Annotated in this window: 24 protein-coding genes and 3 pseudogenes; 6 read left to right on the top strand and 21 right to left on the bottom strand. The window is 65.9% G+C overall.

All coding sequences use genetic code 11. The features are described 5' to 3' along the window. The 6 genes and pseudogenes from ACSHXN_RS48045 to ACSHXN_RS48020 form a co-directional block, all read right to left on the bottom strand. Window positions 1–705, bottom strand: a pseudogene (locus ACSHXN_RS48045) (transposase); the annotation flags it as partial. 49 nt (window positions 706–754) lie between these two features. Continuing rightward, entirely contained in the window at window positions 755–1,432 is a 678-nt protein-coding gene (locus ACSHXN_RS48040) for a GNAT family N-acetyltransferase (protein WP_356296645.1), read from the bottom strand. Next, window positions 1,338–1,898, bottom strand: a complete 561-nt coding sequence (locus tag ACSHXN_RS48035; RefSeq protein ID WP_438307164.1) for a GNAT family N-acetyltransferase — start codon at window positions 1,896–1,898, stop codon at window positions 1,338–1,340. Before ACSHXN_RS48035 ends, ACSHXN_RS48040 begins: the two co-directional genes overlap by 95 nt. A gap of 329 nt (window positions 1,899–2,227) precedes the next feature. Next, entirely contained in the window at window positions 2,228–2,881 is a 654-nt protein-coding gene (locus tag ACSHXN_RS48030; protein WP_438307163.1) for a nitroreductase family protein, read from the bottom strand. A gap of 138 nt (window positions 2,882–3,019) precedes the next feature. Beyond that, a pseudogene (locus tag ACSHXN_RS48025) lies at window positions 3,020–3,220 on the bottom strand (isocitrate lyase/phosphoenolpyruvate mutase family protein); the annotation flags it as partial. Between the two features lie 158 nt (window positions 3,221–3,378). After that, window positions 3,379–4,721, bottom strand: a pseudogene (locus ACSHXN_RS48020) (IS701 family transposase); the annotation flags it as partial. 137 nt (window positions 4,722–4,858) lie between these two features. Here ACSHXN_RS48020 and ACSHXN_RS48015 point away from each other — a divergent pair. Beyond that, entirely contained in the window at window positions 4,859–4,990 is a 132-nt protein-coding gene (locus ACSHXN_RS48015; protein WP_355140586.1) for a hypothetical protein, read from the top strand. A 67-nt stretch (window positions 4,991–5,057) separates the two neighbouring features. Here the strand turns inward: ACSHXN_RS48015 and ACSHXN_RS48010 are convergent, their stop codons facing one another. The 5 genes from ACSHXN_RS48010 to ACSHXN_RS47990 form a co-directional block, all read right to left on the bottom strand. Then, window positions 5,058–5,459: a hypothetical protein gene (locus ACSHXN_RS48010; protein ID WP_438307162.1), complete on the bottom strand. Its 402-nt coding sequence runs from the start codon at window positions 5,457–5,459 to the stop codon at window positions 5,058–5,060. Window positions 5,460–5,566: 107 nt separating this feature from the next. Continuing rightward, entirely contained in the window at window positions 5,567–5,968 is a 402-nt protein-coding gene (locus ACSHXN_RS48005; protein WP_356296631.1) for an HIT family protein, read from the bottom strand. A gap of 276 nt (window positions 5,969–6,244) precedes the next feature. Beyond that, window positions 6,245–6,604 carry a low affinity iron permease family protein gene (locus ACSHXN_RS48000; protein ID WP_438307161.1) on the bottom strand — a complete coding sequence of 120 codons (360 nt, stop codon included), beginning with the start codon at window positions 6,602–6,604 and terminating at the stop codon, window positions 6,245–6,247. Between the two features lie 305 nt (window positions 6,605–6,909). Then, entirely contained in the window at window positions 6,910–7,677 is a 768-nt protein-coding gene (locus tag ACSHXN_RS47995) for an SDR family NAD(P)-dependent oxidoreductase (RefSeq protein ID WP_356296625.1), read from the bottom strand. Window positions 7,678–7,819: 142 nt separating this feature from the next. Then, window positions 7,820–8,443: an ester cyclase gene (locus ACSHXN_RS47990; protein WP_438307160.1), complete on the bottom strand. Its 624-nt coding sequence runs from the start codon at window positions 8,441–8,443 to the stop codon at window positions 7,820–7,822. 291 nt (window positions 8,444–8,734) lie between these two features. On the opposite strand from ACSHXN_RS47990, the gene ACSHXN_RS47985 reads away from it, so the two are divergent. Both ACSHXN_RS47985 and ACSHXN_RS47980 read left to right on the top strand, forming a co-directional pair. Next, the gene (locus ACSHXN_RS47985) at window positions 8,735–9,397 is read left to right on the top strand and encodes a TetR/AcrR family transcriptional regulator (protein ID WP_356296619.1); all 663 of its coding nucleotides are present in this window, start codon (window positions 8,735–8,737) and stop codon (window positions 9,395–9,397) included. A 445-nt stretch (window positions 9,398–9,842) separates the two neighbouring features. Beyond that, a complete protein-coding gene (locus ACSHXN_RS47980) occupies window positions 9,843–10,478 on the top strand; it encodes a maleylpyruvate isomerase N-terminal domain-containing protein (protein ID WP_438307159.1) in 636 nt (211 codons plus the stop codon). Between the two features lie 265 nt (window positions 10,479–10,743). Here ACSHXN_RS47980 and ACSHXN_RS47975 read toward each other — a convergent pair whose 3' ends face one another. The 4 genes from ACSHXN_RS47975 to ACSHXN_RS47960 all read right to left on the bottom strand — a co-directional run bounded on the left by ACSHXN_RS47975 (window position 10,744) and on the right by ACSHXN_RS47960 (window position 16,162). Continuing rightward, a complete protein-coding gene (locus tag ACSHXN_RS47975; protein WP_356296614.1) occupies window positions 10,744–11,433 on the bottom strand; it encodes a hemerythrin domain-containing protein in 690 nt (229 codons plus the stop codon). A 529-nt stretch (window positions 11,434–11,962) separates the two neighbouring features. Further along, window positions 11,963–12,850 (bottom strand): AraC family transcriptional regulator N-terminal domain-containing protein, encoded by an 888-nt coding sequence (locus tag ACSHXN_RS47970; protein WP_438307158.1) that lies wholly within the window; start codon window positions 12,848–12,850, stop codon window positions 11,963–11,965. A gap of 256 nt (window positions 12,851–13,106) precedes the next feature. Then, a complete protein-coding gene (locus tag ACSHXN_RS47965) occupies window positions 13,107–14,681 on the bottom strand; it encodes a SpoIIE family protein phosphatase (protein WP_438307157.1) in 1,575 nt (524 codons plus the stop codon). A 242-nt stretch (window positions 14,682–14,923) separates the two neighbouring features. Then, on the bottom strand, window positions 14,924–16,162 hold the full coding sequence (locus ACSHXN_RS47960) for a PP2C family protein-serine/threonine phosphatase (RefSeq protein ID WP_438307156.1): 1,239 nt from the start codon (window positions 16,160–16,162) through the stop codon (window positions 14,924–14,926). 563 nt (window positions 16,163–16,725) lie between these two features. Between ACSHXN_RS47960 and ACSHXN_RS47955 the strand changes: the two genes are divergently transcribed. Then, window positions 16,726–17,121 (top strand): response regulator transcription factor, encoded by a 396-nt coding sequence (locus tag ACSHXN_RS47955; RefSeq protein WP_438307155.1) that lies wholly within the window; start codon window positions 16,726–16,728, stop codon window positions 17,119–17,121. On the opposite strand, the gene ACSHXN_RS47950 is transcribed toward ACSHXN_RS47955, so the two are convergent. Beyond that, window positions 17,099–17,752, bottom strand: a complete 654-nt coding sequence (locus tag ACSHXN_RS47950; RefSeq protein WP_438307170.1) for a response regulator — start codon at window positions 17,750–17,752, stop codon at window positions 17,099–17,101. The genes ACSHXN_RS47955 and ACSHXN_RS47950 overlap by 23 nt on opposite strands. Before the next feature lie 200 nt (window positions 17,753–17,952). On the opposite strand from ACSHXN_RS47950, the gene ACSHXN_RS47945 reads away from it, so the two are divergent. Further along, window positions 17,953–19,326: a sensor histidine kinase gene (locus ACSHXN_RS47945; RefSeq protein ID WP_355140601.1), complete on the top strand. Its 1,374-nt coding sequence runs from the start codon at window positions 17,953–17,955 to the stop codon at window positions 19,324–19,326. Window positions 19,327–19,603: 277 nt separating this feature from the next. On the opposite strand, the gene ACSHXN_RS47940 is transcribed toward ACSHXN_RS47945, so the two are convergent. Continuing rightward, window positions 19,604–19,960 (bottom strand): STAS domain-containing protein, encoded by a 357-nt coding sequence (locus ACSHXN_RS47940; protein ID WP_438307169.1) that lies wholly within the window; start codon window positions 19,958–19,960, stop codon window positions 19,604–19,606. 1,394 nt (window positions 19,961–21,354) lie between these two features. Here ACSHXN_RS47940 and ACSHXN_RS47935 point away from each other — a divergent pair. Further along, window positions 21,355–22,047, top strand: a complete 693-nt coding sequence (locus ACSHXN_RS47935; RefSeq protein ID WP_438307154.1) for a hypothetical protein — start codon at window positions 21,355–21,357, stop codon at window positions 22,045–22,047. A gap of 349 nt (window positions 22,048–22,396) precedes the next feature. On the opposite strand, the gene ACSHXN_RS47930 is transcribed toward ACSHXN_RS47935, so the two are convergent. The 4 genes from ACSHXN_RS47930 to sigJ all read right to left on the bottom strand — a co-directional run bounded on the left by ACSHXN_RS47930 (window position 22,397) and on the right by sigJ (window position 25,375). Then, the gene (locus tag ACSHXN_RS47930; protein WP_356296602.1) at window positions 22,397–22,855 is read right to left on the bottom strand and encodes a carboxymuconolactone decarboxylase family protein; all 459 of its coding nucleotides are present in this window, start codon (window positions 22,853–22,855) and stop codon (window positions 22,397–22,399) included. A 120-nt stretch (window positions 22,856–22,975) separates the two neighbouring features. Then, window positions 22,976–23,425: a cupin domain-containing protein gene (locus ACSHXN_RS47925; protein ID WP_438307168.1), complete on the bottom strand. Its 450-nt coding sequence runs from the start codon at window positions 23,423–23,425 to the stop codon at window positions 22,976–22,978. Window positions 23,426–23,449: 24 nt separating this feature from the next. Next, window positions 23,450–24,370 (bottom strand): NADP-dependent oxidoreductase, encoded by a 921-nt coding sequence (locus ACSHXN_RS47920; protein WP_438307153.1) that lies wholly within the window; start codon window positions 24,368–24,370, stop codon window positions 23,450–23,452. Window positions 24,371–24,484: 114 nt separating this feature from the next. Then, the gene (sigJ, locus tag ACSHXN_RS47915) at window positions 24,485–25,375 is read right to left on the bottom strand and encodes an RNA polymerase sigma factor SigJ (protein ID WP_438307152.1); all 891 of its coding nucleotides are present in this window, start codon (window positions 25,373–25,375) and stop codon (window positions 24,485–24,487) included. Window positions 25,376–25,530 lie beyond the last annotated feature (155 nt).

Here is a 25,530-nt window from a genome sequence, read left to right as displayed (position 1 = left end):
ACACCGCACCGATCCTCGAAATCCAAGACCCGGCCGCGGCGGGCCTCGATCCGGGCCCGGTCCTCGGTGATCTTGGGGGTGGTCTTGCGCTGGATCGCCTCCACTACGGCCCAGCGCACCAGCTTGCTGCCCTGTTTGGTGACGTGCCCGCGGCGGACGGTGGTGTCGGACTCGTAGTGCCGCGGGGTCAGCCCCGCCCACGAGCACAGCCGGTCCGCGGAGGCGAACCGGTGCACGTCACCGATCTCAGCCACAAGCACCGCCGCCAGGGTGGTGCCGATCCCGGGCAACTGCTGGATGGCCCGGTAGCCGGTGTGGTCACGAAGCCGTTCCGCGATGCGGCCGTTGAACAGGGCTTCCTCGGCATCGAGTCCGTCGATCAGCTTCAGTAACGACGCGACGCGCTGGGCATACGGGCCGGTCAGCGCGGTCTGCCCCAGTCGGGCTCGGCCGTCGATGCCGAACAGGTCGGACGCCGGGATGAGTGCGCGGCCTTGGCCACCACGGCGTGCACCTGGGCTTTCAGCCCGGACCGCAGCGCGACGAGCTTGGCCCCGTAGCGCACGAGTTCGCGCAGCTCACGAACCTCGGTGGCGCGATCCAGGCTTCCGGCAGTCGGCCCATCCGCAGCAGGTCCGCCAAGTCCGCAGCGTCCCGGATGTCGTTCTTCACGCGCCGGTAGGCCAAGCCTTTCATGCCCAGTGGGAGCGAAACAGAACCCGCCTGCACCACGCCTTCACGCACCGTCAGACATCTAGATACCCCACAACGTGACAACACCGCGATGCCGCCTACCACCAGCAGTTCCTCGCCGAGCTGCTCGACGCCACGGCGCGGGTCGGATCCCGATGCCGGACGAGTGGGAGGTCCGCGGACGCCATTGGGCCACCCGAGCCACCAACGATCGGGGCACTTCACCGGCATAGCCATTGCCCCACCAGCCACGAGCGACCTGGACGCCGATCTCGAAGTCGATGTTGTCGGGAGGCAAAGGCAGCAATGAGACCGCGCCGACGGTGTGGCCGATGGCGAGATCAGTGACCTTCCAACGGCCGAGTGGCGGCTCGATGGTTGCGCTGTCTGCGCCCCACCTGGAAACCAGATGCTGCATGGCAGCCATGTCCGGAATGGGGTTCATGGCCGGCGCCAACCATCGAGCAACCTCTCCGTCACCGAAGATGCTCAGGGCCGCTTCAACATCGGACATCGTCCACGGAGCAAGTTGCAGGCGTGCGGTCTGAACTAGCCGTCGATGTCGACCGAATGCGAGCTCTGAGTCATCTCTGTATTCCTCTACGTCGCCGATTGCACAGGTTTCGGTGCGATCCAGACGTTCGTCAGTTGGCGTGTTCGCGCGGTGCGCGGTCGGGTACCGTCGCGCGGCCCGGGAAGCGACTGTCGACGAGTTCCTTGTATTCAGGGTGGTCGGCAATGTAGTCCGCCACGAAGGGGCAGTAGTTGGTGAGCTTCAGATCTTGCGCTCGTAGATCGTCCAGGGCGTGTTTGACAAGCCGGGTTGCGATCCCTCGGCCCCGGTACTCAGGCTCAACGAGTGTGTGGCTGAGCGTCACGCGTTGATTGCCATGCGGTGTGTGGTAGACGATCATGCCGACAACCTGTCCGTCGACCACGGCTTCGTATGATCCGCTGTCGCCGTTCTTCTGCACATTCATCTCGGGGTTCACTGGGTTCCTCTTGATATTTCCTTGAGTAGCGTGGTCTTCGCTGCTTGGGGTGAGGTCGTCGTTTCCGGTGGCGTCTGTGCGAACGTGTTCCAACGCAACGTCGAGAGCGACGGCGATGGGTTCACAGTTGTGCGCGGCACGAGCGAGCGTAAGGCTGCTGCCCGGCCAGGGCTTGATGGGACCACTCGTCTTGATGGACAGCTGAACGGGCATCGCGCCTAACCCAGCTGGTGTCACGGGGTGTGAGGAGGGAGGGCTGCCGGCGCGAGTGACTGAAGGGCGCGGTCAGGTGCCATCTTGAGTCGACGAGTAGTGAGCATGGAACTTCGAACGTCGTGCTCCAAAACTTTGCGGTAGCGCTCCCATCGGAGAAGGTCAGCGTCAGCGTGTACGCTTCGGTGGTCCGCGAGCGACATCGCGCAGGCCGTGACGACCGGCGGCGCCTGCCGCCGGTCTGGCCGTCCGGAGTGTGCCGACATCGAGGACCGAGGTGTCCGAGGCCGACGTACTTCAGCCACGGTCCTTCCCGATGCCGTGGTTGTTTAGAGGAAAGTGAACAGCTCGTCGGATTCGAAGCGCGAAATCGGGTTGCTGTACTGCTTCTTGGGGTCGGGGTAGCCGAGGAGCATCAGCACTGTCGCGGTGTGTCCGGTTTCGCGGATCTTGAACGCCTCGTCGACGCAGGCCGGGTCGAACCCTTCGAGTGGCATGGCCTCGACGCCGAGCTCAGCGGCCGCCATCATGGTCATACCCAGCGCCATGTAGGTCTGCTTTTCCATCCAGTGTTTCATGTTCTTGTCGCCGTACATGCGCGGCAGGCTGAGGAACTTGAGGAAGTCGCGGTTCATTGACTCCCGCAGCTCCTGCTGTGCCAGGTCTGGGAACCGGCCATCGGCCCTCTCCTTCGAGAACACCGTCTCGACGTGGCTCTCGGGCAGATCTGTCCGGGTGGTGAGAATGATGGCGTGCGACGCGTTCAGGATCTTCTCGCCGTTGTCGAATTCGCCCAGGTTGTTGGCAAGCTGCTCTTTGCCTTCGGGTGTGGCGAGGACGTAGAAATGGTTGGGCTGGATGTTCGTCGACGTAGGCGTCGAGCGCAGGAACCTCAGCAGCTGCTGAAGGGTTTCCTCAGGAATGGTCTTGCTGGGGTCGAGATACCTACTGAGGTGCTTGCTCATGAGCTTATCGAGATTCACGTCAATCTGCCTTCTTCTTGTAATCAGCAGGTAAGGAGAGGTGGTTCGTCGAGTTTGGGCTAGTTCTTGCCGCGGGAAAGTAGTTCGCTGATGCGCTCGAAACTGATGCCTGCCGTCGCCGAGGCGAGGTCGCCCCTGGATGAAGTTGTCGGTGCGGCCGGTAACGACGATCCGCCCCTTGGCCGCGTCGACGGCGCTACGTACGCGATTGACTGCCTCGTCGAAGCCGCGGATCGGTTGATCGGGATTGCCCGAGGTGTCCTCGCCCCCGATACCGGCCGGACCAAACTCCACGGCGTCCTCAACGGTCGCGGCGACGTCTTCAGGCGTGTCGCCGTAACCGTCCTCGACGCCATCTCACCTCGCTGCGGGACATGACCTAAGAGTCGCCTAACGCCAATGGGCGCACAATGCGGAATAATTTGAGCCAGCCTATGTGTGAGACGAAGGCACAATGATGGAGACCACCTCAGACACGGCAGTTGTAGTTCCGACCATGGCTGGTCCTGGAGTTCGTGTCGGCGCTGGTGGCAAGCTTGCGCGACTGCCTGATGGTGGCGGCGCCAGGCCATCCAGTGCAGGACGTGTTCTGCCTCCCGGACGGGTGGTGTGAGGACGAACGCCCTCAGGAGTCGGACGAGTTCGGGGCAGGTCAGCGGGACGAGTTGGGTTGTTCGGGCAGGGCGGGCTGTGGTTGTGGCAGCGGCGGTGAGTGTGAGGACGGCGGCGGCGATCAGGGAGAACAAGGACCAGCGCATCCAGGAGTTCCAGCAGGTCACCTGACCTTCGTCCAGGCCGGTGAATGTCTTGCCAAGCTGGAAGGTCTCCTCGATCCGCCATCTGTGGCAGATCACGTCCACGAGCTGGGCGAGGGTGATGTCGCCCGGCGTCCAGCAGCGGAAGAAGGAGAGTTCGCCGGTGTATCGGCGCCGGCGGGCGACCAGGATGCTGGTGCCGTTCTCGTGATGTCCGTCCGGGCTGTCGTCCGCTCGGACGTCGAGCCAGGCACAGTGGTACTCGCGGATGCCCTTCGTGCCGTGTCCGGCCCGCATGCGCATCCACTAGTGGGGCAGCACCTTGTTGATTATCTGGCGGATCTGCCACCTGCGGCCCGCTCCGTCGGTCACCACGTGTGTGTGGGACACGCCGACTGCATAGCCGAGCCCGAACGCCCGTATTTGCGTGCGGAGTTCACGGCCGGAATAGACCTCGTCGTCGGCGAACCAGCGTGCGTCGATGCCCAGCTGGAGCGCGCCTGCGACCATGGCGGCGGCCTGCTGCGGCTGGGTGGCGAGCATGATCTCCTCCGGGACACCGGCCGCGTCGCGGCGTTTCTCGTCCGCGGCCCAGTCCTTCGGGAGATACAGGGCCCGGTCGATCACCACCCTCGCCGTCTCGGTGACGGCGGCGAGGTGGACGGCGACCTGGCACAGGCCGACACCCTTGAGTGCGCCGGAGTACTGGCGTCCGGCTCCCACACAGTCGGTGGAGGACTTGGCGTCGCCGGTCTCATCCGCGACCAGCACCACATCCTGACCTGCGAGTTCACGCATGACGAGACGGGCGATCTCCTCCCTGGCCCGGCCGTGGTCGAACTTCGCGTGTGACAGCAGGTGCTGCAGTCGGTGCGAACCTGGAGGCCCAGCGCCTGGGCCAACGTCCAGCAGTTGCACGTGTCTACCTCTGCCAGCAGTCCGCTGATCATCTCCGCCGCCGTCGCGCGCGTCTCAGGCCGCGCGAAGCAGTCCGCGATCACCTCCAGCGCTGCCCCGAACACTCGGCCCCAGACTGCCTGGGCTATCGTGACCTCCACGGCCACCACTTCTTGAAACGTCGTCACAAACGTTCATGATCTCGGTGGCCGTACCCGTACCCCCATCCGGCCCCGCGAGCTGCTGACCAGCGCAGACGCCGGAACTACAGCTGCCGTGTCTATTGCTGACACACGGCCACTTGCTCGCTCGCGATACTTGGACGATGGACAGCTACCAGGACAGCGCTACGCTGAACGGTCAGGCGATTCCGGGGAGATCAGGAAGCTGCGACAGCGCCGCACAGTTCGTGGAGCAGAGCCCGGGCCGCGAAGCGTTCACCCTCGCCTCTGTGTAGCGAGCATGGGATCTGATGGGTGACCGCCCCGTAGCGGCAGCTCGGCGGCAGCGGCGAATCTCTGCGCTCAGAGCAGTGAAGCGTGCAACCTCTCGAACATGCCGCGAAGTTCCGTAGCGTCGATCGGGTTGATCTCCATCTGCATGTGACACACGTCATCGTCCCCGTTGGGGGTCAGGCGCGCGAAGAAGGCGAAATCGTCCCTTACGGGCTCGGCTCTCAGCGTCAGCGGGTCGTTGCGGCTGGGAGTCACTGCCACGGAGAACCGGCTGCCCGATGGAACGCGGAGGTGGGAGAGCATCGTGGCCGCGAAGTCCGCGACCTCCGCCATGCTGAGACAGGCGGTGAAGTCGGCCCTCAGCGACGAGCACCAGTCGGCCGTGACCCGCCAGTCGTCCCCGCCGCTATGGGCTAGTTCCACCCACGCGTTATCGCCGCCGAGGCGTATCCACGGCCTTTCCATCGTCATGTCCTCGCCCTCCGACGTCCTGGAGCCGTGATCTTATAAAGCAGTGGCGGGACATGAGGGGGCAGTGGCATCTCAGTCGTCGAGGCCACCACCCCGGTCAGCAGCGATCACCTCGACGGCGGTGCCTCGTCGCTGTAGTGCAAACGGAGCCGTTCGACCATCGCTGCGGCCTTGCTGTGCCCACCGCGAGGTGCGTCCGGCCATTCGTCGACTCGTTGCCACCAGTACTCGTGGGGAGTTCCGGGATACCGAGGCAGGAGGTGGACGTGTAGATGCGGCACGTTGTCCCCGATGACGGCGGCGTACACGTGCTCGGCCCCTCCGGCTTCGCGGAGGGCGCCGGCGGCTCGGGTACACCACACACCCACCCGCTGAGCTTCCGCCTCGGTGAGATCAGCAAGGCCAGGAGCATGTCGGCGGGGTTCCACCAGAAGGTGACCGAGATAAACCGCGCCTGCTCCACCGGGAGCTTGCGGTGACAGATGTGAGACCACCACCAGGTCGTCCATCCACACAGCACCTCCGGGCATCAGCGAGTCGTCTCGGTGCTTGCGGCAAACGAAACAGCCTCTTGCCGCGCCGTCATCCGCCACGAGAGCTTCCCCCATCTCCTCCGTAATGGCTGAGGCCCACCATCAGAGCAGTGCGGTTCACGCCTGACAATGGCTGACCCATGAGGGGGATCGGCGGGTGGCCGAGTGCGTACAGCTCCGGACTGCGCGTTGCAGTCGTCCTTCCGTTGCCGGTACTACGCCTGCGCCGCCGACAGGCGGATTCGTCGTCGGTCAGACTTCGTCTTCCATGCGGATGGCCTTGCGAAGGTTGTCCTGCGCCTTGCGTGCCTTGCCCTCGTCCTGCTCCAGCAGTGCCCCGGCGATAGCGTCCAACTTCCGTTGGATCGCATGCTCGGCCCGCCGTTCTGCATTCTTGAGCAGGGCAAGCAGCAGCAGGGTGACGGACGTCATCAGGTCCCCGGCCAGCAACTGCCAGGTGACTTCCAGTCCCGCCGCGTGTGCGGCGATGAACAGGGCGACCAGCACCAGGCAGACCACGTAGAACGCTGGCGAGCTGGTGAAGTTCGACGCGGCTTCGGAGAACCGCTCGAACCGTCCCCTTTTCCCCGCTGCGGGATGTCGAACGAGCATGGGCCTTGACCTTCGGCAGGAGGGGCTCGGGAGTGATCGAGTACCCGCAAGTTCAGGCGCCAACGCGTCCCAAAGCGCCCTGGACAACGGCCCGTCGGTGAAACGCCATGGTGTTACGTGATCGTGGCGGGCGCGCTGAGCGGCCTGGCGGCCGTGTTGACCACCGCGGGTCTGCCCGCCTCGTTCCACTCGACTGCCGCACTTCCGACCAGCATTGCGGCGGCCATATACAAGCGTCTTGCTGGAGCCACCACGGCAGCGTTCAGGCCGCCCTCCCGTGGTTCTGAAAGGAGCCGGAGGCTGCGTCACCAGGCGCTGGCACCGCCGTCGACTGCGTAGTTGGCCCCGGTGATGTAGGAGGCACGGTCTGACGCGAGGAAAGCACCGAGTTCGACGATCTCCTCGGGTCGGGCGAAGCGCCTGAGGAGGGTCTTCCCGGTGATCGCCTCGCGGGCGGCCTGGTCGTCGCCGAGGTCGCGGTCACTGGCCGGGGTCAGCACGGGGCCGGGGCTGATGGCCACCGCGCGGATCCCATGGGGTGCGCCCTCAAGAGCCATCTGCCGTGTCATGCCGATGACGCCGGCGTTGGCCGCGGTGTGCCCGACCATCGGGGGATTTTGTCCGGCGATCATGCCGGCCATGGACGCGATGTTGATGATGACGCCGCCGCCGCGGCGCACCAGGTGGGGCCAGGCGAACTCCGAGACGAAGAAGGGGATGTCGAGCTCGCCGGTGATGGTGGCGTGCCAGTCCTCGACGGAGAAGTCGGGCATCGGGCCGAAGCGCAGCGAGGCGGCATTGTTGTAGATGACGTCGAGACCGCCGTAGGCGGCCACGGCACCGTCGACGAGGCGCCGCGCTTGCTCGGGGTCGGTGAGGTCGACCGGTGCGATGCCGGTCATCTCGCCGCCTGCCTGGCGGACGAGTTCTGCTGTTTCCTCGTTGGCGTCGGGGTGGATGTCGGCTCCGACGACCTTCGCGCCTTCTCTGGCGAAGACCTGGGCCGCGACGCGCCCCATGCCTGCGCCGGTGCCGGTGATCAGCACGATCTTGCCGTCAAGAAGAGATGTCATGGGAATGCTCCTGGTCACAGTGGTGTGCGGGGTAGGTTGGGTGGTGCCGCGGCCCCCCGGGCACACGCTGGAGGTCGCGCGCCCGGGGGCCCGGTGTCCGGGGGTCTGTGCTGCGGCCCGGTGGTGTGGGCCGTTCGAGCGGCTACTTGGTGCTGGGGTGAACGGTGCCGGGAGGCGTCTGACCGCGCAGCTCGTCCAGGAACACCCCGAAGTTGCCTTCCGACCAGTGCTCGACGGACTGACCGCGGATGACGCGGTCGATGGAGATGCCGCTGAGCTGGACGTCGCGGCCGGAGGCGGGGATGCCGAAGACCGTGCCGGTGTGGCGGCCCGCGAAACTCCAGCGCGTGACGACCTTGTCGCCCTCCACGATCTGGTCCAGGACGGTCATCTTGAAGCCGGTGAGCCCGGCCTTGATGTTCAGGTCGCCGTTGATCCAGTCGTCCCGGTTCTCGGGGCCGTTGAAGCCGTGGAGCACCAGGTCCTTGGATATGTAGCGGTCGAAGCCGGCGGCCAGGTCGCCGTTGTAGCTGGCGTAGTACGCCGAGGCGACCTGCAGCGGCGCCAGGTAGTGGTGGTGGGCCGAGTGACCGGACGAGGCGGCGTGCGGTGCCGGGCTCTGAGCCGCGGCAGGGACGGCCACGGCGGTCAGCGCACCGGCGACGGTCAGACCGGCCACGACGCCGAGCACGTTCTTGCGTCCCGCGGACGCGGTAGCGGTGACGGCGGGGGCGGCCACGGCCTCACGGGTCTTGGTGAAGATCACAAGGCACTCCTCAGCTGAGCATCGGCGCCCGACGGCAACCGATGTGATTGACGCGTCAAGCATCTGCCTGAGCTTGACAGGCGTCAAGCAGTTGCCCGGATCAAACCTCCCGCGACCTACCGGCCAGTGACCGGCATGGAAGACTCAGAACACCAGTGATTGCCTTGCCGCCCTGCCGGGGCTGCGGACCCGCACGCCGCTCACCAGGCACGACGGGTCATCCCGGACCGCGTGAGCGGGGCAGGAGCGATCGGTATCGGGCGGACCAGGGCTGAACGGAGCGAGGCCAGAGTGACCGACGGAACACCGCGAGAGGCGCCGGCGGCGAGGGCGCGCGGCAAATACGCCCCCGTCCGGCTGCCCGAAAGCGAAATCCTCCGGCGGGGCCTGGACACCTTCGCCGAGCTCGGCTACGCAGCGACCACCATGAGGGAGCTGGCCCGGCGGCTCGGCGTGAGCCACAACTTCATCCACGAACGCTACGGGTCGAAGGACGACTTCTGGCGTGCGGTGGTGGACTTCGGACTTCAAGACGGCCAGCCCGCGCTCGACCGGCTTCTTACCGACTGCCGCGACGCGGAGGAACGCCTGCGAGCCGTCATCGTCCACCTGTACCGGCTTGCCGCGAACGACTCCGCCATGAACCGGTTGCTCACCGACGAGTCGACCCGGGACTCCAGCCGCCTGGACTATCTCCACCAGCAGTTCATCAAGCCGTTCTGGGACAGCATCGAGCCGACCGTCAGCAGCCTCATGGCAGCCGGCCGCATTCCCCGCGTCCCGGCGCACATCCTGTACTTCGCCGTCACGGGCCCTGCGCTCGCTCTGGCCCAGGACCCGATAGCCGACCGGCTCAGCCCCGATGTCCGGCCGACGGCGGAGCATGACAGGATCGCCATGGCAGACGCGCTCTCCGCTGTCGTCCTGCACGGCCTGCTCCCACCGCATGCATAAGGCAGTCCCTCCCGCCCGGGCTTGACCCTTAGCGTTCGGTGTCGAATGGTGTGTCGAGCGTGATCACTCGTTCGGCAACCGGCGTACACGGAGGTGGTCTTCGGCTGAGCATGTGTTCCGACCTCGCAGCGAGCCGGTTCCCTCGACCCCACCTCGGCCGGCTCCACGGTCGGCAACCGCTGACCTCGTCACCGTTTCGGTAGCAATGGGGGGACCGGAACTCGGAGTTGGCGTGGCTTTCTCCCCCCTCTTGCGGCCACGTCCTTCACATAGCGCGGCACTACAGGGCGAACGCTGGTTGATGCGGCACCAATTGGTCGGCAATGCCTGCCCTCGTTGGGACCGTCGCCTGCCAGCTGACGGCCCGCACGTGAGTCCCTGTGATGGGCTATCTTGGCCGCTTGCGTAAAGCCCGTCGTTCTATGGAAGTTGATTCGGGGGACAGATGAATCTCCAAGGCGCGTACCTGGGCATGGCGGCTCAGGCGGTCACCTTGCTGGGGGAACCTGAAGTTGCCGCGTCATGGGAGAAGCCCAGCGCGTTGGCGGAGATGACGGTTGGTGGTCTAGCCGGCCACCTCATGTACCAGATTTTCTCTGTCAGTCCCGTGCCCCAGGCGCCGGCGTCCGCGGAGGCACCGATCCCCCTACTGGAGCACTACGCACATGCCGTGTGGGTTGATGAGCCGCTCGACGGCGAACTCAACACGGGCATCCGGGCGAGAGGGGAGCAGATCGCCTCCGAGGGCGTGCAGCCGCTGCTGGAGCAAGCTCGCGCTGCTCTCGCCGAGCTGCAGGCCGAACTCCCGGCGATGCCGGGTGACGCGGCGGTGTTCATCCCCTGGGGCGGGTGGGCATTGACCCTCAACGACTTCCTCGTGACAAAGATGATGGAACTCGCCGTGCACATGGATGATCTTGCCGTGAGCGTGAGAATCACCACCCCCGAGATCCCCGGCGCCGCGTTCGAACCCGTGCTCACCCTGCTGACGCATCTGGCCGTCCGTCGGCATGGTCAAGCAGCATTGCTGCGCGCCTTGTCCCGGGTGGAGCGAGCGCCATCAGCGATCAATGCGCTCTGAGCCACACGGCGTGACTCGAGGTGGGTCGTGGCGCAGATTTCGCGAGGCCGAGACGCTACGGCTGGGTGCTTGAACGATCGGCCGACTGCTGGCGTGGGTTGCGCAGCAGTTGACTCAGCGATGAGAAAGGGACGGTTGGTCGTTCAACCCGAGGCGCGCGACGGTACCCGGCGTCGGTGTGCCTGTATCCGTGTCGGCGGCTGCAGGCACACCCAGACTGCACGCAGACGACGCCGGGGCATCTGCGGTGCTCCCCGCGATGTCTTCAGTTGAGAGTGCCCATGCGCGCCGGCCTGGTCGTGCCGTGGACCCGCCGTGCGTGGGTGGCGTAGCGGCGACGCCCGATGACCGGTACCAGCAGGCGCACGGGCAGGGGCGCGTGGCCAAGTACCGCCTTGATGACCGCAGGGTCACCCTCATACATGGCCATGCCGAAAGCCAGCGGCAAGTCTCTTTTAGGGGTCGCGGCCATGCCGTGCTCGCCGAGTTCCCTCCACTCCGCGGCAGTGACATGCTTCTCCGCCAGCGGCAGGACCCACTTCTCCTCGGTCGTCATGTGTGCCAGGAGCACAGCCAGCAGCACCTCGAAGACACCGGCGAGCTCCTCACCGCCCTGCCCGGTGGAGCGCCAGGCGGGCAGGAGCCCGGTTGCCTCGGCATGCGCCTTGTCGATGGCGTGATGCTGTTCCTCCATCATGGGCACGATGGACGCGGCCTCATCGCCTCCCCGTTGGAGGAGCTTGGGCCACAGCAGGAGGTCCTCACCTTCGTGATGCGTGTGCAGGATGCGGCATATGAGCTCCGCATGCGCGCCTACGACTTCGGCGCGTGCGGTGTCGCCCGGTGCGACGTCCCGGATCAGCTGAGGAAGCAGCCGAAATTCGCGGCGCAATGCGGCATGGGCCATGTACATGTCCCGGACATCAGCCATGGGTGCGTCGACGGTCGAAGTCACTGCCATTCCTCGGATTCATAGGGCTACCTCACCGGGCACGCTAAGAACCACCTCCGGAGGTGAGGTGGTTGTCGCATTTCCCGACCGGGCCGCTGTGCCGACGGTTCAGGTGAGCGACCGCTTTCCGGTCTTTCTTGGGGAAGAGGTCTGCTCATGCCGGTGGATCATCGACACTGATGCCGGGTTCTTCAGAGCCCAGGACCAACTGCCCCCCTGGGGGCCCATTGCATCAGGCCGTCTGGCAGGGAGGTGAGAACGATCCTGCTCCCGGTGTGCACGATACTGCCGACTTTTGGTCTTCCCGCTTCCCGGGAGATGGTTTCGACCGGTCCCGCTCGCCAGGTGCGGCCTCGCTCGGTGGATCGGATCCTGCCTCCTTGTCCGCGAACCGTCACGTCCGGCGCCTGCGCAGCCGCCGGAGTACCTCGAGATCGGTGAAGGCGTGTCAGTTGTGCCTGGTGGAACGTGGGCGTGCCGCACCGAGCGGCCCGCAGGACGAGGATCCGCCTGGACGCTGGGATGGAGTCTCTCAAGCCTGCCCAGGGAAGCGATGTCCCGACGAGTCGCGCCCCGGAGAGGTTCCGAACTTTTTTCGGTATTCACGGTTGAACTGGGACGTGCTTTCGTAGCCGACGCGGTGAGCGATGTCTGCGACGTTTCCCGATCGGGTCCACAGAAGCGTTCGGGCGGTCTGCAGGCGGATGGTCTTTTGGAACTGCAGCGGTGTCGCGGACGTTGCTGCGCGGAAGTGCCGGTGGAAGGAGGAAGGGCTCATACCGCAGAGCCGAGCGAGAGCGGCGACGCTGAGCGGCTCGTGGTAGTGCTCGCGGATCCAGCCGATGGCCCTGCTGATGTGCGCGAGGCCGTTGTCGGCCCGGCCGATCTGCCGCGTGAGCGCGCCTTGGTCCCCGGTGAGCAGCCGCCACAGGATCTCCCGCTGGTACGACGGGCCGAGGATGCGCAGATCGTCCGGGCAGCGGGCGGCTCGTAGCAGTCGCACGACAGGATCGAGCAGCTTCGGCGTTGCGTCGCTGACGGCCAGTTCGCGGTGGGCGGGGGACGCGGGGGCGTCGGTCGTCTCCAGCAGAAGCGATGCGATGGCCTGTGGTCGGAGGCCCATGATGAAGATCGCGAGAGGCTTGTCGGGATCTGCCTGGAGGACCTGGCTCGTCGACGGCCAGTCATGTGAGGCGATCACGTACTTGCCGGCGCCGTACTCGTACGGCTCGCCGTTGAGTACGGTGCGCATGGTGCCCTGGGCGACGATCGCCAGAGTCGGGCCGGGCATGGCAGCGACGATCGGAGGCGTCGGCTCGTCCACGACCGCAACGCTCACGCCGTCCGCGATGGTGGCTCTGCGGCTGTCGTCCCCGACGTGTTCGAGGATCAGCGTCCGCAGCTCCTGCAGAGGCTCCATCCTCAAGCCCCGTCGGCCGGTGCCCTCGGGGGCACGATGTTGAGGATGGTCAGCCCGCCCTTCGGACAAAGACCCAGGTGAACTCGTGGCGTCGAAGTCGACCTGATCGGTGAGGGTGGAAGGAAAGGCGGGGGAGACATGGCCACTTCATACGGGGCGAACAACGGGGGAGGCCTGGCAGTACGCAGCCGTAAGGCGCTTTGGGGCACTGCCGGTTGGTGGGTGACGGGTACCGTGCGGGGGCTGTGGCACATGGCTAAAAGCCCGAGTGTGCCGCCATGGTGTGACCGTCGGTATGGGCGTCCTCTGATGGTTGAAGTTGCTCTTCCGCCCAGATGATCTTGCCGTGCCCATTGTAGCGCGTGCCCCAGCGCCGGGTGAGCTGAGCAACGATGAACAGGCCCCGACCGCTTTCGTCGAAGGTACGGGCTCGCTTGAGATGCGGGGAGACGCTGCTGCCGTCGGAGACTTCGCAGGTCAATCCTGTGCCGTGGAGGATCAGAGACAACCGGACCGGTGGGCAGGCATGGCGGAGGGCGTTGGTGACGAGCTCGCTGGCGATGAGTTCCGTGGTGGGTGCGGTGTCCTCAAGGCCCCACTCGGCGAGCGTCTGCGAGACGTGCTTGCGGGCCTGGGAGACGGAGGCAAGGTCGGCTGCGAGGTCCCAGCAGGCGACATTGCTGCTGCCGAACATGCGTGTGCGGGCGGCAAGTACACCGGCGTGGGCGTAACGCCTTTCGGACAGCAGAACATCGAGGGCGGACTGGCACATCGTGTTCAGGCCGGACTGGGATCCCAGGTCCGCCTTGACCAGCACAGTCCCATCGGTTCCGGTCGGCGGGTCGGGTGTTGCCGTGGTGTATCCGTGCAGGAGGAGGACACTGCCTTCCGCGAGATCGAGCTCGGTGGTCTCTGCGTGCGGTTGCATCTGCCCGAGCGGCGGGCTGGTGGGAACTTCGACCGCAGTGACCACGCCCTCGGGCAGGACAACAGTCGGAGCGGGATACCCGGCGCTGGCGAGGGTGCAGCGGGCGGTGACAGGGTCGTAGACCGCATACAGGCACGTCGCGGTGAGCTCGGACACGTCAGCGTGCCGGCTCCCGTTGGTGGGCCGTAGCCGGGCCAGAACATGCTCCAGGTGGGTGAGCAGTTCCTCCGGTTGTAGGTCCATGTCAGCCAGTGCGCGCACTGCGGCGCGAAGTTCGGCGACGATTGCGGGCGCGGCATCCCCGCCGTAGGGGACGGATCCCGCAACGAGCGCAACGCGGGCGGCTGGCAGGGGTATGACATCGAGCCAGTGGGCTTCAGGCCTTGTTGTGTCGTCGGCAGCCGTGCACCAAGCGGCGTGTTCCACCGCCGCAGGCTGCGGGAGCAGATCCGGTGGCATGTACGTCACCCAAGGCGAAGGCGTGTCGCGGGAGGGCATGTCTGGCATCTGCTGTACATCCGAGTTGAGTGGTGTGCTGTCGGCGTGTTGTCCGGGCCCCTCCGCAGGGGGAGAGGATTGTAGGCGCAGGCGTGCCCGGCAGATGACGATGCTCATGCCGAAGGACAACACAGCCGCGGCGATGACGACCGTACGGCCCCCTTCCGATACGCCGCGGATGGCGAAGCCGTAGACCGCCACGCTGGTTACCAGCGTCGCAACCCCGATGGTGAGAGTGCGCCGTACGGAAAACAGGGCGGCGGCCACGAGGGGCGCCAGTACCGAGTAGTCGGACCAGCGGACCAATCCGCCTGCGGAGGCACGCAGTTGTACCGCACAGGTCGCTCCTAGGTAGAGGGCGAGCAATGACCCCGGCTGCCACGGTAGGCGTCGTACAGTGCTCATCCTGGTCACTGTCCCTTTGTGGTTGGCGTGTGGTACAGCGTGTCCGTCTGCTTGGGCCGCCACTGGCTCTTCGAGGAACGACAGTGGTATCGGCTGCGTTGCGTGTATGTCACCCGGGCCGGGCGAGCGGGTAGGACCGGCATGCACGCGCACGGGGTGGGGCTGTTGTCTTCCACGGGTCTTCGAAGTGGGCAGGGATGGCTGCAGTGCGGGAGGTTGTCGGGTGTCGGCCGTTTCCGCAGTCAGGCGGTGGCCTCTGGCGTAGGGCATGCGAGGGCCTCCGGGGGGTGGGGGGAGTGGGCAGGGCAGTGGACGGCCACCATGGCGAGGTCGTCGTTCAGGTGCCCACCTGCATAGCTCTTGAGGTCTTGGCTGATGTGTCGCAGAAGGATGTGCGGGCACTGCCAGGCCCACGTGGAAGCGCGTTCAAGGAAGGGATAGAAGTTCCCGGTGGCGTCGCGGGCCTCAACGAGCCCGTCGGTGTACAGCAGCAACGTGTCGCCGGGACCAAACGCGAAGGTGTCGAGGGGGAATGAGTCCGCCGTGCTTCCGGCCAGACCAAGTGGTGGAGCGGGCCGACTGCCGCACAGGAGGGTCGTTTGGTCGCGTTGCTTCAGCAGAGGCGGGGGATGCCCGCAGTTGACGACCCTGACCGTCTCTTCCCCATCGGGAAGTTCGACCAGCGCAGCGGTGATAAAGCGCTCGGCGCTGTCGGGATCCCTCTCGGCCATCTCGGCCAGGTGCCTGCGGACGCTGCGCTCCAGAGCGGCCGCCAAGTCCGGGAGTTTCTCGTGCTCATGGACGGCTTCGCGGAAGGCACCAAGGAGTGCGGAGGCGTCTTCGATGGCCGGCAAACCCTTGCCGCGGACGTCGCCTATGAGGATGCGGTTCGTGCAGCCGGCGCGGGCGACGGCGTACAAGTCGCCGCCCACCAGAGCGTGCGCGGTGGCAGCCCGGTACATCGACGCGATACGCAAAGAGCCCAATGTGCGAGGGAGGGGCCGCAGCAGAACTCGCTGGGCCGCCTCGGACACGGCTCGCACCTGTGTGAGTTCTCTCAGATCGCGGTCGTGCAAAGCGCGAGCAGCGATGGCAAAACCGGAGACTGCCAGCACAGCGCCGATGTGGATGGGCAGCAGAGCCGTGTGCACCAGATCGTCGTGCCAGTCGACGAGGACCACTGCAGCACTGGCGGCCAGAGCCATGGCGACCGTGAGCCGGGTCCGTGCGATTGCCGCGGTGCAGGTGGGGGCCGCCACGAGGAGCGGCGAGAGGTGAATGGCCAGAGGGGCCACGGATGCCACAAGGGTGATCACCGCGATCAGCAGGACGGGGAGCGCCACCTGCGCTCGGGTGCCATCGGCCGGTACCCGACTGCCGCCTGGGAAGCCAGGCCGAAAGTGCCTTGTCCGTTGCTGTGTCGGACAGACCTCGCGGCCGTCGGGAGCCGGCGCTGAGACACCGCTGGCAAGGAAGTTCATGGGTGGTCCTGCGAGGGGTGAAGCCGGGAGTGCGCTCTCTGCTCCTGAGAAGCAGCGCGCTGTGGCGGAGATCATCCAGCCTGTTGGGATCCAATAAAGCGGTTATGTTGCTCTTACCGAATCCTTGGCGCATTCTTGCCGTATCGCGAGAGATTGTTTCCGCTATGCGGACTCCAATATGCGACGTGGGGAGGACCTGGTCAAGGCGTAACGCGTTAAGAAATCCGAACGCGAGGTGCTGACAATGGCTGACCCAATGGTGGATCGCCGCTGATGCCCGGACTGGGGGCGCAATTTGAGCCTCGATCTCTCGGAGCGCAGAGTTCTTCGCATCGTGTCGGATCACCTGTGGGACACGCTGCTTCCGCAGTGTCTATATCCGTGGCGGAAGCTACCCCTGTCCGCGACGCTGCACCGGGGGACCGAACAGGCTTTAAGGCTCGAGAATCCAGAGCACCTGCCCGTATTGCCGGTCTACCGGTGCGAGGCGATGTGCGGAGTACAGCTAGCAGGCATGCTCACGGGCAGATCCCCCTGAGAGGCTGGGTCACATGCTCCGCTGCATGATTGTCGATGACAGCCCTCGCTTCCTCGAGGCTGCCCGCTGCCTGCTTGAGTGCCAGGGCATTGCCGTGGTGGCAGTGGCCTCCGACAGCGCGCAGGCGTTGCGGCAGGTTGAGCACCTCATGCCGGAGGTGGTGCTGGTGGATATCGATCTAGGTGCCGAAAGCGGCCTGGACCTGGCCCGTCGGCTGCAGTGCGAGACCGGCCCGTCCCCTCCGTGGGTCATCTTGGTCTCCAACCACGCCGAGGACGAATATGCCGACTTGATCGAGGAGATCACCGTAGCGGGCTTCATAGCGAAAGATGGTTTGTCGGGCGACGCCATTCGAGCCCTGCTCGCCGGGGAAGACGAGGATCACCAGGGCGGCTCGGTCATCGGGACTCCAGAAACGTGACGACCGCGCGGACGCGACGGTGATCGTCGTCGGTCTCCGGTAGGTTCAGTTTCGCCAGGATATTGCGCACGTGCTTCTCCACCGTTCCTTCGGAGACCCACAGCCGACGGGCGATGCCGGCATTGGAACGGCCCTCGGCCATGAGCTCCAGCACCTCGCGTTCCCGTGTGCTGAGCACTGCCAGAGGCTCCTCTTTGTGATGGGCGGACACCAGCTCGTGCACCAGTGAGGGATCGACCACCGCACCGCCCCTGGCGATCTGCTGCAGCGCCTCCAGGAAGTCCTGCACGTCATTTACACGGCTCTTAAGCAGGTAACCAATGCTGTGGCCACTGTCCAGCAGTTCCAACACGCACTCCACCTCGGCATACGCCGACAGGACCAAAATGCCCATGTCAGGGAACTCCTGCCGGATGGTGCGAGCTGCGTCCAGCCCTTCAGTGGCCTGTCCGGGCGGCATCCGGATGTCGAGTACGACCAGATCCGGCGTCGCTCTCCGCACCATGTCCAGCAGCTGGACTGCATCGCCGGCTTGCCCCACAACCGCGCAGCCCGCACGCTCCAGCAGGCTGGCCAGTCCTTCGCGAAGCAGGACGTCGTCCTCGGCGAGGACGATCCGCAGACCCGCCATGATCGGTCCGCTGTCGCTCGGTCCAGCCCCAGCGCCGAACGTCGAGCTTACTGGCGTCATGCCTACCATTGTCCTTGAGCCTCGTCGGGCGAGCACCCCGTAAAGCCCGCATAACCTGTCGCTCCGACAGGGAGGAACCAGTGCACGAGCTCACTTCCCCCACTCAGAGAGCTGGCGCCAGGAATGGACTCACGTGCCGCATGATCGTCGTGAGTAGCCTCCTGATACTCCTCATCGGCTCGGCCTTCGTCATCCTGTTCCGCTCGGTTGCAGACCTGCGTACCACCCAGCAGCATGCCCAGCAGTCCGAAGAACTGCTCATGGCGGTCGACCAGGTACAGCGCCAGTTCTTCAACCTTGAGGCAGATGCGCGCGGCTACGCGCTGACCGGGCAGCAGCAGTACCACACGGGCTGGAAGGCCGCCCAGGCCGCCTTCCCCAAAGAGGCCAGCGCACTGACGCACCTGGCCGGCATCAACCCTGAACAGCGGTCCACAGCGGAACGGATACGGCAAACGGGCATCGCCTATATCAAGGAACACCCCATACCTTCGGGAAGCGCCGCAAAGCATGCCCCTCCAATGAGACAACGCATCACCACAATGGAGCGGGACGACTGGCGCGCGGAGCCGATCCGAGACGAGTTCTATCGCATCGTGGCCACCAGGCAGAGTCTTGTGACGGCCCGTGAGGAACGTGCCGTGGCCACCGCCGACCGGGCAGTCGCCGCATCCGTCGGAGGCCTGACGGGATCGGTGTTGCTCATCACAGCATTCGCGGCCTACATCATTCGAGCCATCGTGCTCCCCGTGCGCCGAACTGCCGCCATGGCCGACCGACTCGCCAACGGGGATCTGAGCGCACGTACGCCGGAAACAGGCGTCAGCGAGATCGGGGGGCTGGAGCGCAGTTTCAACCGCATGGCCGACTCACTGCAGGAAAGCCACGCCGAACTGTCCACCTCACGGTCCAGAATCCTCGCCGCCGCCGACCGAGCCCGGCAACGCATCGAACATGACCTGCACGACGGCGCCCAGCAACAACTGGTGGCGGTCATACTGGAACTGAAGACAGTCCACAGCGCCATACCTGAGGCCCAACCGGAGCTCCAGGCCAAGACGGCCCGGGCTGCCGATGAGCTCGTGGGGGTATTGGACGGTCTGCGCGAGCTCTCCCACGGTATCCATCCGGCCGTCCTTTCCAAGGGCGGCCTGCCCCCCGCGCTCAGAGCCATGGCTCGTCGCTCACCGGTTCCAGTCGAACTCGACGTGGATGTCCCCCAACGGCTGTCCGAGCCGATCGAGGTGGCCGCCTACTACGTCGTCTCGGAGGCACTGACCAACACCGCTAAGCACGCCCATGCGTCCTACGTCCACGTCTCTGCGCGGGCCCGCGACGACGTCCTGTACCTGTCCGTTCACGATGACGGTGTCGGAGGCGCCACATTGGGGCACGGCTCGGGCCTGGTCGGTCTCACCGACCGGATAAGAGCTTTGGGCGGCATCCTCACGCTCCACAGCCCCGATGGGCAAGGAAGCACCTTGCAGGCACGCCTTCCCCTGACGGAGCCATGACCGGCGCAATCGCTTCCGTCCCACTGCTGCGAGGTAAGCGAAGGTGCTCTTCCGCCGCCGGGCTCGGCTGCGGTAAGACCGGTGCCGGGCAGGACCATCGGCGCCTTCACGCACGGATCCGTCGTGGTCTCTGGTCGGCGTGATGTCGAGAGGATCGACGACCTGCTGCAGTGCATCGATGGTCGCCCGGTACGCCGTCCAGGGCATCGCCCGGCAGGTCTCGCCCTCGCCATACCGCACACGCCACTTCGACTCCTGTCAGCAGCGGCCTCGTCAACTAGCGCTCCGACCGCAGGCCACAGCGGTGGTTGCAGCGGAGCACTACGGGCGGATACGCAGGAGGGTGCTGAGCTGGGACGGCACCCTCCGCCGACGACGCTCTGTCAGGGGTCAAATGGTGAAGGCGCAGCACTTTGAGAACCATGGGGTGCTCGGCAAGCAGGGTCAGCGAGCCCCCGGCCTCGCGGATTCGGCGCGCGGCAGTGGCCACAGGACGTGCCCCCGCACAGTCCAGGAAGGTGACTTGCCTCAGATCTATGACGACATCGGGCTGAGCGCCACTACTGGCGGCGGTAAAGATGGCGTCAGTGTGGACGGCGGTGGCGATGTCCAATTCACCGGCAGCAGTCACCACGGTGGGACGAGGTCCGACAAAGACGGTGCAGATGGCTGGCACTTCGATTCCTCTCTTAAGGCACTGCTATCTATGGGGTTCCGGGCTTCGAATGCGCCCGGGGGGAGACACGGACAGGTCACGGGCCATGGCAGAAATATCGACGTCTCCGGGGGACAGAGCGCCGACGGGCTGCAAAACAACGCTCGGGCAGAGCAGATGACCGAAGCTGCCCAGAGACGACCTGACAGCGGCGACCACCACAAGTCGAGCACCGCTGGGGGAGCATCAGGCCGTTCCTGACTGCCCCCACATGCAGGCAATCAAGACGTCAGCAGGACCCCACGACGAAGCCACTTGACGCCGTCCTCGATCAAAGACTCACACACCACCTCACTGGTTGCTTGTCCACTAAGTACGCAGCGCGAACGGCCATGCCGGCAGTCCTCGGCAGCACGCGCACCCACGTCCCGACAAGCAGGACGCCGTACGGTTGCCGGATCAACGAACACGTCCACACTAGAAACACGGCTACGCCACGGTCATCCCAGCCAGCCCCCATCTCTCCCCCCAGCCAGCGCCACCAGCCATGTGTTACCGACAGAAGCCGCTCCTTGCCGCTCGTCACCATCTGTGGATGGGGACGAGCCTGGAGTACCTCCTGATCTTGATCTTGCTCTCGCCGTGATGAGTGACTATGTGCAGGCCTAGTCGCCGGGCAGGCTGCTTGGTGACGAGGACGTTGCTCGATGTGGAGTCGGCGACGATGATCTGCCATCCCCCGGGCTGAACACGACGGTGTGGAAGTCGCATTGGTGACCCTCGGCGCCCGCACTGGCGACCATGGTCACTCAAGTGGTCGGGCGTGCTTCTCACGTTGGACACTTTCTGGAGTGTCAGAGGGGCAGGGGCCGCGACTTCACGGTCAGGCGGTCGGCGGTGGTGAAAACCGTCTCCCGCAAGGTAGTAGCGTGGAGGATGGTGCCATTGTCCCGTCTGAGATCAGTGGAAGCGTAAAGCGAGAGTCCTACGATGCAGCCCGTGAGCGAGACGTGCCACGCCGCCGATGCCATCGGGATTACTGTTCAGCAGCAGGGGCGCCATCGATGACCGTTCCATTGACTCCGCCTCGCCCCATCGACGTCCTCTCGGTCTTCCCGGAGCTTGCTGACCACGCGAGGACAGCGGTCCGGTTGCACCCCGAGCCGGCGCGCCCGGGACCGTATGACAGCTCGGTCGGTGGACCACTGGCTTGGCCGGCTGACGAGGCGTGGCCGACCTGCATGGGCGGCAGGCACCTTAAACACCGGCCACCGCATCGACCCGACCACGTCCGTACTGAACGGTCAGGGACGCAGTCCGTCTCCCGCGGCGAGATCACCTGGGATCAGATCCCCGCGGACACCACCTGGCCCATGCTGCCGGTGATGCAGGTGTACGCGCGCGACGTCCCCGGGTTCGACGGCTTTCCGAAGGACGCGGATGTGCTGCAGATCCTGTGGTGTCCGTTCCAGCACTACTACGAAGACGCGACGGTGCCCTACAACGGCATCGCCGGCCCCTTCGTTCACGTCCGTTACCGTGGCAGCCGCGACCTTTCCGGCAGCCTTTCGACGCCACCGGAGCCTCTTGCCGTCGGGGAGCCCGGCTACCTGCCGTCACCGTGTCTGATTCGTCCGGAGCCGGTCACCGAGTACCCACACCCCGGCGTCCTGGGTGAGGAGTTCGAGGCACGGGTTGAGGCGTGGGAGATGTCTGCCTTCGACGACATGGACTCCGAAGACCATGAACCTCGATTTCGCTGGGAGCTGTCCACTGCTCCGGGCTGGAAGCTCGGCGGCCACGAGCCCTGGAACTACCAGGGCTATTGCGGACCGGTGCGGTGCTACTCGTGCGGCAGCGAGATGCGGTTCGTCGCGGCAGTGGCCAGCATTGAATGGGACGGCGGCACTGCGGGCTGGGCCCCAACCGAATTCCTCGACGGGCCGATGCACGTCCGCCGGCGGCGTCAGGGACCCACAGACGTGCAGCTCGGCAGCAGTGAGACCATGCGCATCTTCACCTGCCCTGTCTCACTGGAGCACCCGGTGATCAGCGACTTGAAGTAGCGCCTCGCAGGCGCCCATGGCCGCGTGAGCACTCGAGCGGCCATGGCGGCCCGCGCGACGAAGGCCCGTTTTCGGAAACCGGGCTCCGACGTGGACCCGTTGCTCTCATGCTGTGCCGCGGGAACGGAAATAGCGACGCGTCAACCGTAGGACGAAGCACAAGACCGTGAGGGCCAACGCGAAGTCGAGGGCGTCAGCCATGGCCGAGCCGCGTGCACGCACACCCTCAGACGTCTCCGCGCTTGTGTGGGCCGGGCATCTCGCCACAAGTGCGCCGACTGGTTCCGCCGACACCTTCATGACGGAGCAGGGTTAGGCGTGGGTTAGGCGTCCCCTATCGCCGGCGAGGTCAGTTGCCGACGGAGTACCGGCTGGTGATCGCGACACGGTTGAAGGCGTTCATCACGGTTGCCAGCCAGGCGATTGCCGAGACCTGGTCTGCGGTGAGTACGGCCGCGGCGGCGTTGAAGTCCTCGTCGCTGACGTGTCCGTCCGGCACACGTGTGATCGCCTCGGTCAGCCGGAGGGCGGCGCGGTCGGTCTCGGAGAAGTAGCCGGTCTCTTCCCAGCCGGGCAGCACAGCGATCCGGTCGGGGTTTTCGCCCTTCTTGAGGGCGTCGCGGGTGTGCATGCGCAGGCAAAACGCGCAGCCGTTGATCTGGGAGGTGCGGATCTTCAGCAGCTCGACCAGGAGCGGGTTGACGCCCGCTGCGACGGTGGCCTTCTCCACCTCTGAGGACAGGGCGATGAGGGCCTTGTAGGCAGCCGGATGCTGTTCGCCGATGTTGATGCGCTGTGGGTCGGTCATGGTTCTTCGATCCGTTCGTGTGCCTGGGCCGCGTTCTTCGGCACGTCTTGGTAGCGGGTGTTGTGTGTTCTGGCAGGGGCAGAGTCGTGAAGAGGGTTGCCGCCCGCTGCGTGCACCGGGCTATGACTTCGGGTCGTCCACCTTGAGCTTGTCTCCGGTGTTGGAGACGAAGACGACCAGGAGCTTGGCTGGCTTGGTCCGGCTGGTGTTCTCGGTGAGGACGTGGTGGGCGCTCGGCTGCTCGATCCAGTTCTCGCCCTGGTGGTAGGTCGTCACAGGCTTGTCGTCGACCTTGCTGCGCACGGTGCCTTCGAGAACGTAGGCGTACACGAATGCCTGGCCGTGCCGGTGAGGCAGTGCGCTTACGTTGGGCGGGAACGCGACGACTGCTGAGGTGAACGTCTTGCCTTTCACATTCGGAAGAGCCTGCTGGAGCAGCGGTTTGAGGCTTTCGGAGGGCTTCGATGCCGCCGCCGCGGGTGACTTGGCGGGGGCGGGCTGAGCGGAGGTCGAGCAGGCCGTGGCCGCGGTCAGCGCAGCGACGGCCATGAGGCCGGCGGCGAATCGCATTCCGATCACGATGGGTCTCCTGACTCAGTCTTCCGTGACGCGGATGATCGTCTTGCCCGGGGCGTGTTTGCCAGGGGCGAATGCGTCGGGTGCCTCGGTGAGAGGACGCACCGCACCGACGACCGGCTTGAGCCGGCCGTCCCTCAGCCGAGTGGCGAGATCGGCGAGCCGGGCGCGGTCGGGTTCGACAACGAAGAAGACCGCGCGTCCGTCCTTGGGCTGGACCTTGGGCGGCATGACGATGGTGACCAGCGTGCCGCCGGCCCGGACCAGAGCGGTCGAGCGGTCGAGGATGTCGCCGCCGATCACGTCGAACACGACGTCGGCTTCGCCGGCGTCCTCCAGCTTCTCAGTCTCCAGGTCGATGAAGGCATCCACACCGAGCGCGAGCGCCCTGTCCCGGCCGGAGGCCCGGCCCGTGCCGATGACCCGGGCGCCGGCCTCGCGGGCGAGCTGTACCGCGATCGAGCCGACGCCGCCCGCGGCACCATGGATCAGGACGGTCTGGCCTGAGGAGAGGCGGCCATGATCGAACAAACCCTGCCAGGCGGTCAGCCCGGAGATCGGCAGCGCGGCGGCCACGGTGTGGTCGATGCCCGCCGGCAGCGGGGCCAGGTTGCGGGCCTCTACCGCGGTGTACTGGGCGAGCGTGCCGTCACGCGTCCAGTCGGCCAGGCCGAACACCCGCTGTCCGACGCTCAGGCCCGTGGTGCCGTACCCCAGCTCTGTCACGACACCGGACAGCTCGTGCCCGGGCACGCTCGGTGTCCGGTCGCGGCCGGCGCGATCGGTCCACGTGGCGGGCCAGTCCAGCTCGCCAGGGGTGAAGCCGGCGGCGTGCACCCGCACGATGACGTCGTTCTCAGCCGCATGGGGGTAGGGGATGTCCGTCAGGGACATCCCGGCAAGACCGGCGTCACGATCTTGCACAGTGATGGCTTGCATACAGGTCCTTATTGCGGAGGGGCGACCCGAGCGCGCAGCCCGCTCGCGTATTTTTTCGTCGCCCGTTTGGCGTTCTCATCAGGCAGACGAGGTAGCCCCTCCGGGTGTGACAGCTCAGACGCGCACGAGCTTGTCGGGATTGATGACCCTGCGGTACGCGGTGATCAGACCATCTGTGATCTGCACCGTGTCGACGGAGTAGATCCGGCCTTCCCGGTGGAACACGAGGGCGAGCTCACCGCCGACCTCGGCAAAGTCGATGCGGTCCGGATGCCACTGGCGCCCCACACGCACCATGACCTCGGCGACGCGTTCGCCGCCGTGGATGGGCTTGCGTGCCGCGGAGATCTTGCCGCCGCCGTCGGTGACGTAGACGGCGTTCGGATGCAGGAGCCTGACCAGGCCGGCCAGATCCCCGGCCTCGTACGCGGCGCGGAAGACCGTGAGGATGCGTTCGCGCTCCGCCTTCGACGCCTGCGGCGTGGACTGCTTCGCTTTGGCCACCCGCCGACGTGCTCGCGAGGCGAGCTGCCGGGCATTCGGCACGGAGACGTCCAGCACTTCGGCGATCCATCCGAACTCAAGGTCGAAGACATCGTGCAGGACAAAAGCCACCCGCTCCGGCGGGCTCAACTCTTCCATGATCAGGAGCATCGCCGAACTGACCGACTCATCAACCAGTACCGGCTGCGATGCGTCCGGCCCTGTCAACAACGGCTCCGGCAGCCACGGCCCGACGTAGGTCTCCCGGCGGAAACGGGCACTCTTGAGCACGTCGTACGACCGTCGCGCGGCCACCGTCACAAGCCAGGCACGCAGATCACCGATGTCCTGCAGATCCGCTCCGGCCGCCCGCAGCCACACGTCCTGGGCCACATCCTCGGCATCGGCCACACTCCCCAGCAGTCGGTAGGCCACACCGAAAACCGCGGGCCGGTGCCTCTCCCATTCGACTGCGAGCGGGTCCTCTTGTTCAGACCGTCCGGGTCCGTGCCCGTCACCCATACAGATCCAGCCTCCTCCAGCTTGCGGATCCAGCGTAGCTATTCGAACTCAGCATCTTCGAAGACAGCTCCGCGGAAGCGGGCCAGCCCGCTCTGAGGATTGCCGCAGGGCGCCGAGCAGACCAACGACACACACCGCGAAGGCGACTGTCGGAT

The sequence above is a fragment of the Streptomyces sp. HUAS TT11 genome, from assembly GCF_051553595.1.
Taxonomy (GTDB): Bacteria; Actinomycetota; Actinomycetes; order Streptomycetales; family Streptomycetaceae; genus Streptomyces.
Note: the sequence above shows the minus strand (reverse complement) of the source record. Positions and strands in the feature narration are given on the sequence as shown.

Excerpts from the sequence above, each read along its gene's own strand:
- ACSHXN_RS47955 (WP_438307155.1), top strand. The coding sequence starts at position 16,726 with ATGATTGTCGATGACAGCCCTCGCTTCCTCGAGGCTGCCCGCTGCCTG.
- ACSHXN_RS47945 (WP_355140601.1), top strand. The coding sequence starts at position 17,953 with ATGATCGTCGTGAGTAGCCTCCTGATACTCCTCATCGGCTCGGCCTTC.
- ACSHXN_RS48005 (WP_356296631.1), bottom strand. The coding sequence starts at position 5,968 with ATGGACGACCTGGTGGTGGTCTCACATCTGTCACCGCAAGCTCCCGGT.
- ACSHXN_RS47925 (WP_438307168.1), bottom strand. The coding sequence starts at position 23,425 with ATGCGATTCGCCGCCGGCCTCATGGCCGTCGCTGCGCTGACCGCGGCC.
- ACSHXN_RS47920 (WP_438307153.1), bottom strand. The coding sequence starts at position 24,370 with ATGCAAGCCATCACTGTGCAAGATCGTGACGCCGGTCTTGCCGGGATG.
- ACSHXN_RS47970 (WP_438307158.1), bottom strand. The coding sequence starts at position 12,850 with ATGGAGCCTCTGCAGGAGCTGCGGACGCTGATCCTCGAACACGTCGGG.
- ACSHXN_RS48015 (WP_355140586.1), top strand. The coding sequence starts at position 4,859 with ATGGACAGCTACCAGGACAGCGCTACGCTGAACGGTCAGGCGATTCCG.
- sigJ (WP_438307152.1), bottom strand. The coding sequence starts at position 25,375 with ATGGGTGACGGGCACGGACCCGGACGGTCTGAACAAGAGGACCCGCTC.
- ACSHXN_RS47960 (WP_438307156.1), bottom strand. The coding sequence starts at position 16,162 with ATGAACTTCCTTGCCAGCGGTGTCTCAGCGCCGGCTCCCGACGGCCGC.
- ACSHXN_RS47980 (WP_438307159.1), top strand. The coding sequence starts at position 9,843 with ATGAATCTCCAAGGCGCGTACCTGGGCATGGCGGCTCAGGCGGTCACC.
- ACSHXN_RS47935 (WP_438307154.1), top strand. The coding sequence starts at position 21,355 with ATGCTGCCGGTGATGCAGGTGTACGCGCGCGACGTCCCCGGGTTCGAC.
- ACSHXN_RS48000 (WP_438307161.1), bottom strand. The coding sequence starts at position 6,604 with ATGCTCGTTCGACATCCCGCAGCGGGGAAAAGGGGACGGTTCGAGCGG.
- ACSHXN_RS47995 (WP_356296625.1), bottom strand. The coding sequence starts at position 7,677 with ATGACATCTCTTCTTGACGGCAAGATCGTGCTGATCACCGGCACCGGC.
- ACSHXN_RS48010 (WP_438307162.1), bottom strand. The coding sequence starts at position 5,459 with ATGACGATGGAAAGGCCGTGGATACGCCTCGGCGGCGATAACGCGTGG.
- ACSHXN_RS47965 (WP_438307157.1), bottom strand. The coding sequence starts at position 14,681 with ATGAGCACTGTACGACGCCTACCGTGGCAGCCGGGGTCATTGCTCGCC.
- ACSHXN_RS48035 (WP_438307164.1), bottom strand. The coding sequence starts at position 1,898 with ATGCCCGTTCAGCTGTCCATCAAGACGAGTGGTCCCATCAAGCCCTGG.
- ACSHXN_RS47930 (WP_356296602.1), bottom strand. The coding sequence starts at position 22,855 with ATGACCGACCCACAGCGCATCAACATCGGCGAACAGCATCCGGCTGCC.
- ACSHXN_RS47950 (WP_438307170.1), bottom strand. The coding sequence starts at position 17,752 with ATGGCGGGTCTGCGGATCGTCCTCGCCGAGGACGACGTCCTGCTTCGC.